The sequence below is a fragment of the Nocardia rhizosphaerihabitans genome (assembly GCF_014646295.1).
Lineage (GTDB): Bacteria > Actinomycetota > Actinomycetes > Mycobacteriales > Mycobacteriaceae > Nocardia > Nocardia rhizosphaerihabitans.
In genome coordinates this window covers 102,010-114,542 of the sequence record NZ_BMNE01000013.1, presented here as the reverse complement: position 1 = coordinate 114,542, position 12,533 = coordinate 102,010, and the positions used below count along the sequence as shown (strand labels likewise).

The 12,533-nt window shown below is 66.9% G+C and carries 14 protein-coding genes and 1 pseudogene; 10 read left to right on the top strand and 5 right to left on the bottom strand.

Going from position 1 to position 12,533, the window contains the following annotated elements; translation table 11 throughout:
- Positions 1-236: 236 nt before the first annotated feature.
- The 4 genes and pseudogenes from IEY60_RS36640 to IEY60_RS33820 form a co-directional block, all read left to right on the top strand.
- A pseudogene (locus IEY60_RS36640) lies at positions 237-371 on the top strand (hypothetical protein); the annotation flags it as partial.
- Positions 372-430: 59 nt separating this feature from the next.
- Positions 431-736, top strand: a complete 306-nt coding sequence (locus IEY60_RS36135; RefSeq protein WP_229740363.1) for an SbtR family transcriptional regulator — start codon at positions 431-433, stop codon at positions 734-736.
- A gap of 224 nt (positions 737-960) precedes the next feature.
- A complete protein-coding gene (locus tag IEY60_RS33825) occupies positions 961-1,746 on the top strand; it encodes an NADPH-dependent F420 reductase (RefSeq protein ID WP_229740359.1) in 786 nt (261 codons plus the stop codon).
- A gap of 34 nt (positions 1,747-1,780) precedes the next feature.
- On the top strand, positions 1,781-2,530 hold the full coding sequence (locus IEY60_RS33820; protein WP_189034613.1) for an NADPH-dependent F420 reductase: 750 nt from the start codon (positions 1,781-1,783) through the stop codon (positions 2,528-2,530).
- A 182-nt stretch (positions 2,531-2,712) separates the two neighbouring features.
- On the opposite strand, the gene IEY60_RS33815 is transcribed toward IEY60_RS33820, so the two are convergent.
- A complete protein-coding gene (locus IEY60_RS33815) occupies positions 2,713-3,261 on the bottom strand; it encodes a carboxymuconolactone decarboxylase family protein (protein WP_189034612.1) in 549 nt (182 codons plus the stop codon).
- A gap of 229 nt (positions 3,262-3,490) precedes the next feature.
- Between IEY60_RS33815 and IEY60_RS33810 the strand changes: the two genes are divergently transcribed.
- Positions 3,491-4,039, top strand: coding sequence for a DUF3558 family protein (locus IEY60_RS33810; RefSeq protein WP_229740358.1), 549 nt, complete (start codon positions 3,491-3,493; stop codon positions 4,037-4,039).
- 16 nt (positions 4,040-4,055) lie between these two features.
- Here the strand turns inward: IEY60_RS33810 and IEY60_RS33805 are convergent, their stop codons facing one another.
- Together IEY60_RS33805 and IEY60_RS33800 are read right to left on the bottom strand one after the other, a co-directional pair.
- Positions 4,056-5,222, bottom strand: coding sequence for a CoA transferase (locus IEY60_RS33805; protein WP_189034610.1), 1,167 nt, complete (start codon positions 5,220-5,222; stop codon positions 4,056-4,058).
- Entirely contained in the window at positions 5,219-6,220 is a 1,002-nt protein-coding gene (locus IEY60_RS33800) for an enoyl-CoA hydratase/isomerase family protein (RefSeq protein WP_189034609.1), read from the bottom strand. The genes IEY60_RS33805 and IEY60_RS33800 overlap by 4 nt, the downstream gene beginning before the upstream one ends.
- A 140-nt stretch (positions 6,221-6,360) precedes the next feature.
- On the opposite strand from IEY60_RS33800, the gene IEY60_RS33795 reads away from it, so the two are divergent.
- Complete coding sequence (locus IEY60_RS33795; RefSeq protein WP_189034608.1) at positions 6,361-7,887, top strand: class I adenylate-forming enzyme family protein; 1,527 nt, start codon at positions 6,361-6,363, stop codon at positions 7,885-7,887.
- Between the two features lie 23 nt (positions 7,888-7,910).
- Entirely contained in the window at positions 7,911-8,210 is a 300-nt protein-coding gene (locus IEY60_RS33790; RefSeq protein WP_189034607.1) for a hypothetical protein, read from the top strand.
- A 67-nt stretch (positions 8,211-8,277) separates the two neighbouring features.
- Here IEY60_RS33790 and IEY60_RS33785 read toward each other — a convergent pair whose 3' ends face one another.
- A complete protein-coding gene (locus IEY60_RS33785) occupies positions 8,278-9,087 on the bottom strand; it encodes an acyl-CoA thioesterase (protein ID WP_189034606.1) in 810 nt (269 codons plus the stop codon).
- 105 nt (positions 9,088-9,192) lie between these two features.
- Between IEY60_RS33785 and IEY60_RS33780 the strand changes: the two genes are divergently transcribed.
- Both IEY60_RS33780 and IEY60_RS33775 read left to right on the top strand, forming a co-directional pair.
- Positions 9,193-10,074, top strand: a complete 882-nt coding sequence (locus tag IEY60_RS33780) for an acyl-CoA thioesterase (RefSeq protein ID WP_189034605.1) — start codon at positions 9,193-9,195, stop codon at positions 10,072-10,074.
- A gap of 13 nt (positions 10,075-10,087) precedes the next feature.
- A complete protein-coding gene (locus IEY60_RS33775; RefSeq protein ID WP_189034604.1) occupies positions 10,088-10,480 on the top strand; it encodes a DUF427 domain-containing protein in 393 nt (130 codons plus the stop codon).
- 39 nt (positions 10,481-10,519) lie between these two features.
- On the opposite strand, the gene IEY60_RS33770 is transcribed toward IEY60_RS33775, so the two are convergent.
- Positions 10,520-11,284 (bottom strand): hypothetical protein, encoded by a 765-nt coding sequence (locus IEY60_RS33770; RefSeq protein WP_189034603.1) that lies wholly within the window; start codon positions 11,282-11,284, stop codon positions 10,520-10,522.
- Between the two features lie 410 nt (positions 11,285-11,694).
- Between IEY60_RS33770 and IEY60_RS33765 the strand changes: the two genes are divergently transcribed.
- Complete coding sequence (locus IEY60_RS33765) at positions 11,695-12,522, top strand: HpcH/HpaI aldolase/citrate lyase family protein (protein ID WP_189034602.1); 828 nt, start codon at positions 11,695-11,697, stop codon at positions 12,520-12,522.
- Positions 12,523-12,533 lie beyond the last annotated feature (11 nt).

Here is a 12,533-nt window from a genome sequence, read left to right as displayed (position 1 = left end):
TGATTCCTGGCCCGGTGGACCCGTCACCGTCACCGAGTCGGACTTACGGGACATCCCTTAGGGCCCGGCGTCGTTGAAGTACCCACGACAGACTTGGCTCATCATCTGCTCTTCTGTGGTCCGTAACACTCGGCGCACCCCGCTTGTTGACCGGATGTGGCCTCCGCTTTATGCTGTGAAGGTATCCGGAGGCAGTTTCCGTTTTATTGCGGATCTTGGAGCAGACAGGTGGACGTATGGGTGGCGAGCAGCCGGGCCGTCGGCCGCGTGTGGATGTCGCGCGCAACCGGGTCGCTCTGCTCGAGGCGGCTCAGCGTCATTTCCTGAGGTTCGGGGTCGGCACTTCGCTGGAGGCGGTCGCCAAGGATGCCGGTGTCGGGCCGGGCACGTTGTATCGACACTTCCCCAACCGCGAGGCACTGCTGGCGCGGTGTTGCAGTCTCGTTCCGAAGAGCTGGAGGCGCGTCGAGCCGATATCTCGCAGCTCGACGACGCGTTGGAGAAGCTGCGGCGATGGCTGCGTGCGATGGAGGAATATTTCAGCGCGTTCAGCCGGTTACCGGAACCGCTGATGGCTGCGGCGAGGGCGTTGGATCCGGACAACCCGCTGACGGTGCCCTGCGAGAACGTCATCGCGACCACCGATGAGTATGTGCGCGCCGCGCAGCTCACTGGGCAGGTACGGGTTACGGTGACGGGGCGCGACCTATTCCTCCTCGCCGTCTCGGTGACATGAACCATGGGCGCCGCCGAGGCCGACCATGAGGTGCTCGACCGACTCCTGACACTCATCGAAAACGGCTACCGCGAACAAACGACAAGCAGTAGAGATCTGTGCGACCCAGCGTTGCGGTGGCCACATATTCGACATCTTCGGCCCGAGATCTACAGGACCGAAGACCAGGCAAAGGCCGCCCCATAGCTCTGCCAGTACGGCGCCTGCGAAGTTTCCGCACAGCCTTGCCCAATGCAGGAAATCGACAACAACCATGGAGTTTTTGGATGAACATAGGCATTCTCGGTGTCGGCCATATCGGTAAAACGCTCAGTCGAAAGTTGAGCGCGGCCGGACACGACGTGAAGGTGGCCAACTCACGCGGGCCCGAAACGATCGACGCCACAGTTCTCTTCACGGGAGCACGTCCGGTGCCCGCGTCCGAGGCCGTGGACGGTGTGGACGTCGTCATCATCTCCATCCCGCTGGACCGCGTTCCCGGGATCGCGCCGATGCTCGCCGGTGTACCCGCCAAGACAGTCGTCATCGACGCCTCGAACTACATTCCGGGGCGTGATTCCGAGATCGCGGCCATCGAAGCCGGCCAGGTCGAAAGTCTCTGGGTGGCCGAACAGCTCGGCCGCTCGATCGTCAAGGCATGGAATTCCATCGGCTCGGACTCCTTCGCCCTGAAAGGCACACCTCCAGGGACCCGGGGCCGTATCGCGCTCCCGGTCGCGGCCGACGACGACAGCGAACGCGCGGTCGGCATGGCGCTGGTCGAGGACACCGGATTCGACGGATTCGACGCCGGACCGCTGGCCCAATCGTGGCGCCAGCAGCCCGGGGCGCCGGGCTACTGCACCGATCTCACCCGCGAGGAGATGCCGACCGCCCTGGCCGGCGCCGAGGCCGCGAGATTGCCGAAGCGGCGCGACCTGTCCGGTGCCGCCATCGCCGAAAGGTACGGCGAAAGGACCAACCCCGACACCGAGTACTTAGTCCGCCTCAGCCGCGCGTTGTTCATGTAGCTATCCGGACACGATGAAAGGAAAGGAACACGATATGAGGATTTCCGTTATCGGCGCCGGAGCCATCGGCGGCAATATCGCCCGCAGGCTCGCCGAGTCCGGACACGAGGTACTGGTCGCGGACGCCCGCGGACCGCAGGCCGTCGCCGCCGAAGTCCGACAGGCAGGCGCGCGTGCGGTCGAGCTGGACGCCGCGACCCAGGACAGGGAGGTCATTGTCCTGTCGATCCCGTTCGCGAAGCAGCCCGAGCTCGCCGACCTCCTCGCCGGGGTTTCCGACGAAACGGTGATCGTCGACACCTCGAACTACTACCCCGTCATGAACGGCCACATCGAGGCGGTCGACAACGGACAGGTCGAAAGTGTGTGGAGCGCGGAGCAACTCGGCAAACCGATCGTGAAGGCGTGGAACGCCGCACTGGCGGGGACACAGCAGACCAAAGGGCTTCCCACCGGGACTCCGGGTCGCATCGCCATCCCCGTTGCCGCGGATTCCGAACGAGCACGCCGGACCGTCATGCGGCTCGTGGACGATACGGGCTTCGATCCCGTCGACGCCGGTATTCTGGCCGACTCGTGGCGGCAGCAACCGGGGACCCCCGGCTACTGCACAGAACTGGATGCTGCGGAGTTGCAGCGGGCATTGGCAGCGGCCGACAAGGACGAAGCGCCCCGTACTCGTGACCGGCTCGGGGAGCAGTTCGCGAGCCTCACCGAGGCGCCCTCGCTGGATCAGACCGTCGCGATCAACCGCGCCGCACACCACCGGCCCAGCACCCGCTGACCGCCGAGGTCGCTCTCCCCTCACAGGGGCAGCCGTAGCATCAGGCTGTATTGCGGGCGGATATGGATTTCGGGCGGATATGGGTTGAGGGCGCGCTCGCCCCGGTTCTGCGTCGGGATGCCCGCATCCGCATTGGTCGTTCAGTGGCGCCTGCGAGGGAAGGGGCACTCGCGCTCTCTCGCTCAGTGTTGCGAGTAGCCAGCAGTCGCGTCCGGTGCGATACCGAAGGTGTTGAACGCCATGGCCAAAGTGGCATAGCAGCCGACGGTGAAGACGAAGTCCATGCGCTGGCGGTCGTCGAGTCGCGCGCCGAGAGCCGTCCACGTCTCGTCGGACAACGCAGACTTCTCGTTCAGTTCGTCCACCGCGTCCAGCACCAGGCGATCGAATTCGTCGGCCGCGGTGCCGTTGCGCCGTGCCGCTTCGATGTCGGCGTCGGTGAGCCCGGCATCACGTCCCATCGCGGCGTGATGTTGCCATTCGTAGTCGCAGTCGCGGCGGTGGGCCACGCGCAGGATGGCCAGCTCGCGTAGCCGGGCCTCGAGGGTAGAGCTGAACTGCAGGTGCACGTTGAAGCCGAGGAATGCGCGAGTCAGTGCCGGGTGGCGGACCAGTACCGACAGTGCGTTGCCTGCCTGGGCTGGATTGCGCCGCTCCGGGGGCAGCATTCGCGCCAGTGCCTTGTCGACCTCGTCATCCCACTGGTCCTCGGGAAGCGGGGAAAGACCCATGATGGCCTCCTGCCCGGCGCGTGGAGATCAACCAGGCGCCACTTGAAGGGATACGCTCTTTGTTAGGGAGAATACACTTCTCTTGCTGTGAGAGTTGCATTCGGGCGCCCGAGCCTCGTTCAACTGGCGCGTCGTCGGGTGCGCATCCGCGTCGAATGTGCTGTGATCGTGTGCGGGAGGAATGGTTATGCCGAAGCGAGCCCGGGGTTGGCGGCGCACGATCGTGATCGTGGCGATCGGATCGGTCATTGCGGCCGCGATGACCGGATGCGAAACCTCGGAGCCGGCGGACCCCACGCCCCTGCCGACAGTCCTGGGGCCGGATACACCACCGCCGGTGACCCCGCCGTGGACGATGGCCCAGCTGGTGAATCACCCGTGCACGGTGCTCGGGCCCGACGACCTTGCCCGTCTCGGATTCGCCGACCCGGGCAAGCCCAGCTCGTCGGGCGGCCACTACTGTCAGTGGCTCACCCCGGCGGCGAACCCTCGCCAGGTCAGGATGTACTTCGGTCCCGACTATCGGCAGAGATTCGGTGCGCTCGAGGACCTCAATCGCACCGAGGAGAACTTCCGGTCGCTAGCTGTCGCGGGCCGACCCGCGTTCCTCGTCGACGATCACAGTGACAGCGGCCACCGAAATTGCCGGATCTGGGTATCGGTGGCCTCGGGTGGGCTCTTCCAGTTCGAGTTCGCTCCCGCGAATCCCTACCCGGACTGGGATTTCTGCGCGACTGCTGTCGAAATCGCCGCTGTGATTGCCGGGCGTCTCCAATGAGCACCCGGCATCGGCCTCACTGAACCAGAACTGGTGCGAGTGCGTGGACCGCGTCTCGGTCCGCGCCCAGCGCCGAGGCACGCTCGGTGATCCGGGGCCGAGCGGGTCGCACGGCGACGAAGCAGGGGAGTGCGGGAGTCGGTGGCAGCGCGGCATACTCCGCCGCGACAGCACTCAACGACACCTCGACAAGTTCACCGCCGCCGCGGGCAAGCGCATCGGCGACCGACCGGGCCGCCTCCAGTCCGGTGAGCGGATCGGCAATCGCGTCCGCGCAGAAGTAGGGACCGCCCTCGGCGATGCCGACCAGTCCGCCCGCGACTGCGGCGTCATCGCCGAATCCGGTCCAGTTCGCGCCGATTCCGCTGCCGTGGGCGGTGATCCGCGCCCACACCCGGCCCCGCCTAGCGGGTAGGTCGGGGCCGAGTCCGCGCCGGGCCAATGCCGTCGGCCGCGAGGACTCCAGGACCACGTCGGCACGAGCGAGCAAGGTGCGCAGCGCCTCGGTATCATCGAAATCGACTGAATAGCAAAGCTTTCCAGCGTTCATCCAGTCGAAGAATCGCGGTGTGCGGCGGGTGCCGTCCGGGCGGTAAGGGCTTTCGACCTTGACGACGGTCGCGCCCGCTTCCATCAAAAGCCTGCCGCACAACGGGCCAGCCCACATCGAGGACAGGTCGACCACGAGACAACCGGATGGGCTCCGCGGTGGTCCGACAGGCCCTATCTGCCGAACGACCGGCGCGGCGGGTTCCTGCTCACCGAGTGCCGCCACGGGCAGACCGAGCAAGCGGGCGCGCGCTGTGACCTCCGCCGCGGAAATGTTCGCGGCCCATTCGGCAATCGCCGTCCAAGGTGCCGACACCGTGGCGGTCTCGAGCAGCGCGGGAATCGCCTCCCGGTCGACGTCTCGGGCCAGGGTGAGCGCACACCACCCGTCCCGGGTCGCGATCAGCCGCGTGGCGCCGCCCGCGGAGACCCGCCCTCGGCGCGACAACCCGAGTAACGCGGCTCGCCCGGTCAGTTCGGTCCCCACGTCGATCGGGACCCCGGTGTGCGCGGTGAACGCGTCGGCGACCGCGCGGGCACGGGCGAGAATTCCAGAGCGGCTCTGGTCTGGCGCCTCGTCGGGGTCACCGGTCAGCCACAGAGCGCCACAAGCCGCCCAATCGGTGGCCGTCACTGCGTTGCGCTGGAGCGCGCTGCCGACGGTGGCGTGGCGCTGCCGGGGTCGATGATCTCGTCCACCAGCCCCCAGTCCAGCGCGGTGGGTGCGTCGATCACGCTCCCGCTGAGCACCATGTACGCGGTGCGCCAGCGACCGATCCGGCGCGGCACGCTCACTGTGCCGCCCGCGCCGGGGATCAACCCGAGCCGGAGTTCGGGCAGCCCGACAACCGTGTCGGGGTGAGCGCTTACAGTGCCGCAGAAGGCGGCCATCTCGAGTCCGCTGCCCGTTGTGCGGCCGTGGATACGGGCCCGAAGATTCGGCCCGAGACGCTGTGCGAGCGCGTGCAGCGCACGTGCCGGGCTGTATCTCGTGCGAGCCAAATGGGCGCTTGCCACATCGGTGAAGGTCCCGAATTCGGCGAGATCGCCACCGCTGCAGAACGTGGGTCCGCTGCCTGTGAGTTCGACCGCGCAGATCGATTCATCCCAGCGGGCAACGGCCAGCGCGTCGAGCAGCGCGGCGCGCGTCCGATCGTCGAAAGCGTTGTGCCGGTGCGGTCGATCGAAGCCGATGTGCAGCGTCTGCCCGTCGCGGCGGATCACGAGCGGTTCACCGGACTGGGGTGCACTGCTCTTCGTCGCGCGCTCGCGGAGCCAGGCGGCGAACTCCGGCCCGCCCTGCAGGGTGGAGTACGCCAGCGATTCGATGAGCAGACCCTGGTCGAAGCCCGCTCCAGGCCGCCCGGCACGCAGCACGTCGTCGCAGACAGCCGCGGCCAGCGGGCGGTCGGTGCACTGACGGTCGATTCGGTCGAGCGCGTCGGAGACCGATGGCACGGTCACCACCCGCGGGTCGAGCGAGGGCTTCGTGGTCAGGGTCAGTGTGGCGTGGTCGAGCCAGTATGCGCCGCCAGCAGCTGCGGGATCGTCGGCCACCGCGATGACAACTCCCGGAGGCGTCGCCGTGGCATCGAAATCTGGCTCGGCTAGCGCATCGACCACACGGATCACGGGTCTTATCCGCCCCTTCAGCTCGCAGTCACTGTCGTTGAATATGTTATTCTCATCCACGGAGAATGCAATATAACGGCAACGGTTGCATGGACGGACCTCAGCGCGCCGTCGACCGGTGCGGGTGGAGAGGGCGCGACATGAGCATTTCGCTGCTGCTGGACATGGCGGCATCGAGCAACCCGGACCGGCGGGCGGTGGTCTGCGGACAGGTGCGCTGGACCGTGGCCGAGCTGAAGGCGCTGGCACAGGGCGGGTCCGGCGTGCTGGCCGGCTCTGGCGCCCGCAGCCTCGTCTATGTGGGGACCGGCGGGCATCTGTTGCCGCTGTTGCTTTTCGCCGCCGCGGAAGCTTCGGTGCCCTTCACGCCGCTGAACTATCGGCTCGGTGCCGATGCCCTCGGTGCGCTCATCGCACGACTTGACACCCCGCTGCTCGTCTGCGATGACGAGTTCCACGAGATCGTCGCGCGCGAAGTGTCGGGTTCCGGTGTGGCCGTTGTGCGTTCGGTGGAATTCCTGGAACAGGCCGCTGTGGCCGAGCCGGTCTCGGTGGCAGTAGACCCGGAACAGGTCGCGGTCGTGCTGTTCACCTCCGGCACCACTTCGACGCCGAAAGCAGTCGAACTCACGCACAACAACCTGGTCAGCTACATCACCCGCACGATCGAATTCGATTCCGCCGCAACGCAGGACGCCGCGCTGGTGTGCGTGCCGCCTTATCACATCGCTGGTATCGGTGCGGCGATGTCACACCTGTACGCCGGACGAAAAGTGGTGTACCTGCGCGCGTTCGACGCGGCCGAATGGATCGCCGTGGTCACCCGCGAGTCGGTCACCACGGCAACCGTCGTGCCGACGATGCTCGCCCGCATCGTCGCCGAGCTGCAACGCACCGGCGCGACGCTGCCGTCTCTGCAGACTCTCGCCTACGGTGGCTCCAAGGTTGCCCTGCCGCTGTTGCGTTCAGCGCTGCACCTGCTGCCCGAGGTCGGTTTCGTCAACGCCTACGGCCTGACCGAAACCAGTTCCACCGTCGCTGTTCTCGGGCCGGACGAGCACCGCGCCGCCATGACTTCCGACGATCCGGCGGTGGCGCGCAGGCTGGGTTCGGTCGGCACCCCGGTCCCCGGTATCGAGCTGCAGATCCGCGACGCGAGCGGCACCGTGCTACCAGCGGGTGCGACGGGTGAGCTCTACGTGCGCGGGCCGCAGGTGTCGGGTCGTTACACCGGAATCGGATCAGTTCTCGACGCGCACGGCTGGTTCGCGACCAAGGATGTGGCCGAACTCGACGTCGACGGATTCCTGTATATCGGGGGGCGCTCCGACGACACCATCATCCGCGGCGGGGAGAACATCGCACCCGCCGAAATCGAGGACGTGCTGGTAGAGCACCCCCAGGTGCGCGAGGTCGCCGTCATCGGGATCGATGATCCGCAATGGGGTCAGATCATCGTCGCGGTGGTGGTGCCGGACGGGGACCGCGAGCCGGACCCGGAGGAATTGCGTGGGTTCGTCCGCGCGAGCCTGCGTGGCTCGCGCACCCCGGACCGGGTCGTTTTCCGGACCACGCTGCCGGCGACGCCGACCGGGAAGATCCTGCGGCGCGACTTGGTCGCGGAGTACAGCTCGCAACCGGTGCCCGGCGGCACCGCGGGTAGATAGCCACAAAAAGGAGAACAGTGCCAATGGTCAACAACGGTGCGCGACTGCGCAGCCAGGTGTGTGACACCGAAGTCATCGTGGTGAAAGCGGGCAGCAGTCTCGACGATTTGCGGGCCGGTGGAGTTCCGATGGTCCCAATCGACGGTGCGCGGGCCGACGGTGTGCCCGACCCGAAATTCGCCGACGGGAATGTGCTGGGTAAGCGCTACGTCGACGAGTCCGGTGCCGAGATTCTCGTGACAAAGGCGGGCGCGGGCACACTCAGCGTAGGCACCGAGCCGCTGGCTTTGAAAGGTGCCGCACCGCTACCGGCAAGCGATTGACCCTGCAAGGGCAACCGGGCCGCCGACACGATGGTGTCGACGGCCCGGTCCGCTGTGCGCACGTGTGTCACGGGCGCATCCGCAACATTGCCTCCTGTGCGAAAGACGCCACCAGCTCGCCGTTCTCGGTGAGCACGTCGCCGCGGCCGAAAATACGGCCTTCGGCCAGGATCGGGCTGTGTTGACGCAGCACCTGCCAGGCATCGCTGCGAACCGGCCGGTGGAACCACAGCGTGTGGGAGGTAACCGCGGACAGGAACCGGGTTCCGTTGCCGGTGTGGCTGATCCCGTCCTCGGGTCGCAGTGCTGTGCCGATCAGGGTCAGATCGGTGGCGTAGGCGGTCAGGGGGGCGCCGAGTTCCGGTGCGACAGGTGGTGTGCGCATCCACATCGTGTAGATGGGCGGACCGGCCGAGGTGGCGTCGAGGTCGTCGGTGGAGCGCGCTTCCCACGGCAACAAGGGAAACGACACCTCGTGCTCTGGGCCGAGTGGTTCGTCGACGGCGGGCAGGCTTTGGCGCTGAGGCCCGCCGCCCTCTGGAGTGTGCAGCGATGCGACGGCGGTCGCGATCACCTGATCGGACTGGTAGGCGAGCAAGGTGGCGGTGGCGAAGGAACGGCCTTCGTGCTGGACGCTCACCTGGTACCGAATAGGTGTGTCCGACCGTCCCTCCCGGGTGAAAACCGTGTGCAGTGACTTCACGCTCTTCTCGGGGACGACGCGCCGGGCGGCCACCACCAGCTGTCCCAGGATCTGACCGCCGAAGACCCGGTGGTAGGGCAGGTTCTGGTTCACGGCCTCGTAGGCCATGGTGTCTGTGCTCGCCGCCGGCTTCAATTCCAGGCACGCGAGCAGGTCGTTCCACATGTCGGGCATGGTGTCAGTGTAATATAGATTCTCGTATGAAGAGAATGTCCCTCTCGAAGGTTGCGTGGCGACCTGGATGTCGCGGCGAGGGGACTCTGGGGCGACGGAGGTCAGATGACGACCACACAGAATCGGCAGAATTCGGCGATGTCATCGGTATCGGAGATGTTGCGAATCTTCGATGTCGAGCCCGACGGTCCGAGCGGCTTCGTCGGCGTCAGCGACGGCGGCGCGCGACAGGTTGTCGACGGTACTCAGCTGCTGGCGCAGGCTCTGGTCGCTACCGCGAAGACGCTGCCGGACAAGGTTGTTCGATCCGCACATGCGGTGTTCAGCCGCGCGGTCGATGCAACAGCACCGGTGCGTTTCACCGTGGATGTGACGCACTGCGGCCGTTCCATGGCGAGCACCGTGGTTGCTGTGGAGCAGGCGGGTCGACGGTGCGCCACCGTGTCGGTGCTGGCCGATGCGCCGACCGAAGACCTTGTGCGCCGACATATTCCGCGCCCCGAGGTGCCGGGGCCAACGGCCGCGCTGCCGGCGAATATGCCCATGATCGGTCGTGATCTGCGCATCGTCGGGGTGGCCGATGTGAACGACCCCGACGAAGTCGGTCCGCCGGAACTGCACGCATGGCTGCACTACGACCCGGTCCCCGAACGCGACGATCTGGGTAAGGCGCTGTTGGCCCACTTCACCGGGCACTTGTCGGTGTCAACCACCTTGCGAGCACATCCCGGGATCGGCACCGCGCAGGCACACCACATTCTGTCCACCGCGGTCATGACCGTCTCGGTGCGGTTCCACGAGCCGGTCGAGTGGGCGGGATGGCTGCTGTACACCCATGAGAGCATCCAGATCGGCGCCGGAATGTCGTGCGTTCGCGGACTGGTGCACACCGAGAGCGGGCGATTGCTCGCCTCGTTCACCCAGGAGGCCATGATCCGCAGGCCACGTGCCGACGAGGCCGCGTTACCTGTGCCTGCGAGGCTGTGACAGGAGGATTTCGATGACCGACTACCCAGGATTCGTGACCCGCCCCGACTACCGGATAGACATCCACGCCCGCCGCAACCGCGTCACTGTCCATGTGGGTGAGCTGCTGGTAGCGGATTCGGTGCGGGCGCTCCTGGTCGACGAGCAGGACCACGGACTCGTCTTCTACCTGCCACGCGCCGATGTCGAGGTCTCGCTGCGCAAGGCTCAGGAATACAGCAGTCTTTGCCCGTTCAAAGGCGAAGCCACCTACTGGCGCTTCGATGGCGATGGCGACGAGCCACTGGTGTGGAGCTACGAGGACCCGGCCCCGCAGGTCGCTCGGCTGCACGGGCACGTGGCATTCTTCCAGGATCAGGTGACACTGCGCGTCGGTGCCGCCACCCCTGCCGTCAGCGGGCGCTGAGCGGTCGGCACCGGGCGGGCTCATCCCGGCGCCGACAGCTCAGCGGCCGCGGTTCTCGCGCGGGGCTCCCCGCCACCCGCACGGCAGCCCGCAGGTCGGCTGCAGTGTCGTGTCCGTGCGTCCGTCGGCGAAGATGCGCCGCGTCTCGGTGGCCTCCGCGGGATAGCCGCAGTCCGGGCACTTCTCGAAGAAGTCGAGTACCTGGTGTACCGCCTGTGACTGCGGCTTCTCCTGGGGGGCGGGTCCATTCGGGCGCGGCGACGGGTCGACGACATCGGGCCGCCGCCACCGGACATCCGCGGTTCGGGGTGCCCCTTCGCGTGCTGTCGCGCTGCCGGTGGTGCGTGTTCCCATAGTGTCCGTTTCTGTGTGATCAGCGTGCGTCAGCGCTCGTAGGATTCGTTCGAACGAGCGCAGGACCGTCTCCAGTTCGAGTCCGAGTTCGCGCTGGGCGGTATCGAAGCCGCTGGATCGCCGCCAGCGCGCAAGCATTCGCGCGGTCGCGTGTTCGGCGTCGCGAACGAGTCCGGGTATGCCGACCGCGGCCAGCGGTGGCTGGGGAATGGCGAGGTCGGCAGCCAGGCGGCACGCGCAGGCGGACACGATCCACAGGATCTCCGCCAGCTCGGGTACCACCGCGATCACCTCGTGGGCCCGAGCGACCTCGGCCGCGAGCTCCATGTGCTCGATCGAGTAGTCGACCAGGGTGCACAGTCGATGGTCGCCGCACGCTGGTTCGGGCCTGCCGGTGCGTTCCATCGCACTGAGCCTGCGGTGGATCTGACCGGAGTCGGCCGGCGGCATCGATAGTTCGTGCAGGACACGGGCGGCGGCTATCAGCCTGGTGCCCGGTGCCTTCGCCGTCGCGTGGCCGCGATGCCGACCTCGGCCGAATCGGGTGAGCCTGTGGTCGGGACGGCTCGTCATGCCAGCGCCGTCGACGGTGGCACGTCGAGAATCGTGCTGCCTGCCACGACGGTTCTCCGGGGCCGGGACTCGGCGTGATTCGAGGTCATAGGCGTTCCAAATCTCTCGGCAAGTGATGAGAATCGCATTTCCATCGTATCTGCTCTTGGCGGATCTGTGGCAGACAACTGTGTCGAAATATGTTGAACTACAAGCGAGAATGGCGTTATCGTCAGTGCCATGAAATCGTACAGCGAGGGACGAAGCGAACAGGGCAGCCGCGCGGTGACGGCGAGCGGAGCCGTTCGATGAGTGCGGAACCGACCGGCCCGGTGTGGCTGTTCTGTCCGGCGGACCGGCCCGAGCGGTTCGCCAAGGCGGCGGCGTGCGCAGACATGGTGATCCTGGACCTGGAGGACGGTGTCGGCGAGGACGCGAAAAGCGCTGCGCGCGAGTCGGTCCGGGAATGCCGACTGGATCCGGCGCGGACGATCATCCGGACGAACCCGCTCGGTTCGGCGCATTTCGAACCGGACATCGGCGTCATCGAGCGCACGCCCTTCCGCCAACTCATGCTCCCCAAAGCCGAAACCGGCGACATCCCGCCGATATTGGGCGGCTATGACATCGTCGCGCTGGTCGAGACCCCGGCCGGTGTTCGGCAGCTCGACCACATCGCCCGGTCGCCAACGGTGATCGCCCTGATGTGGGGTGCCGAAGACCTTGTCGCAGCCCTGGGCGGCAGCTCGTCACGGCACGCGAGCGGCACCTATCGCGATGTCGCCAAGCACCTGCGCTCGGCAACGCTGCTCGCGGCGAAAGCCCACGGCAAGCTCGCCGTCGACGGGGTCTATCTCGATATCCCCGATCTCGACGGACTGGCCGCCGAATCCGCCGACGCCGTCGCGTCCGGATTCGACATCAAGGTGGCCTTGCATCCCACGCAGGTCTCGGTCATCGCCGACGCCTACCGCCCCGACCTTGCCGAACTCGACTGGGCGCGACGCATCCTCGGCGCGGCGGAGCACTCGCGAGGAGTCTTCGCCGTCGACGGTGCGATGGTGGACGCGCCGATCCTGAGCCAGGCTCGCCGGATCGTCGCCCGTGCGGACGGCGCGCGCACCGGTCAGCGGTAGCCGATTGGTGT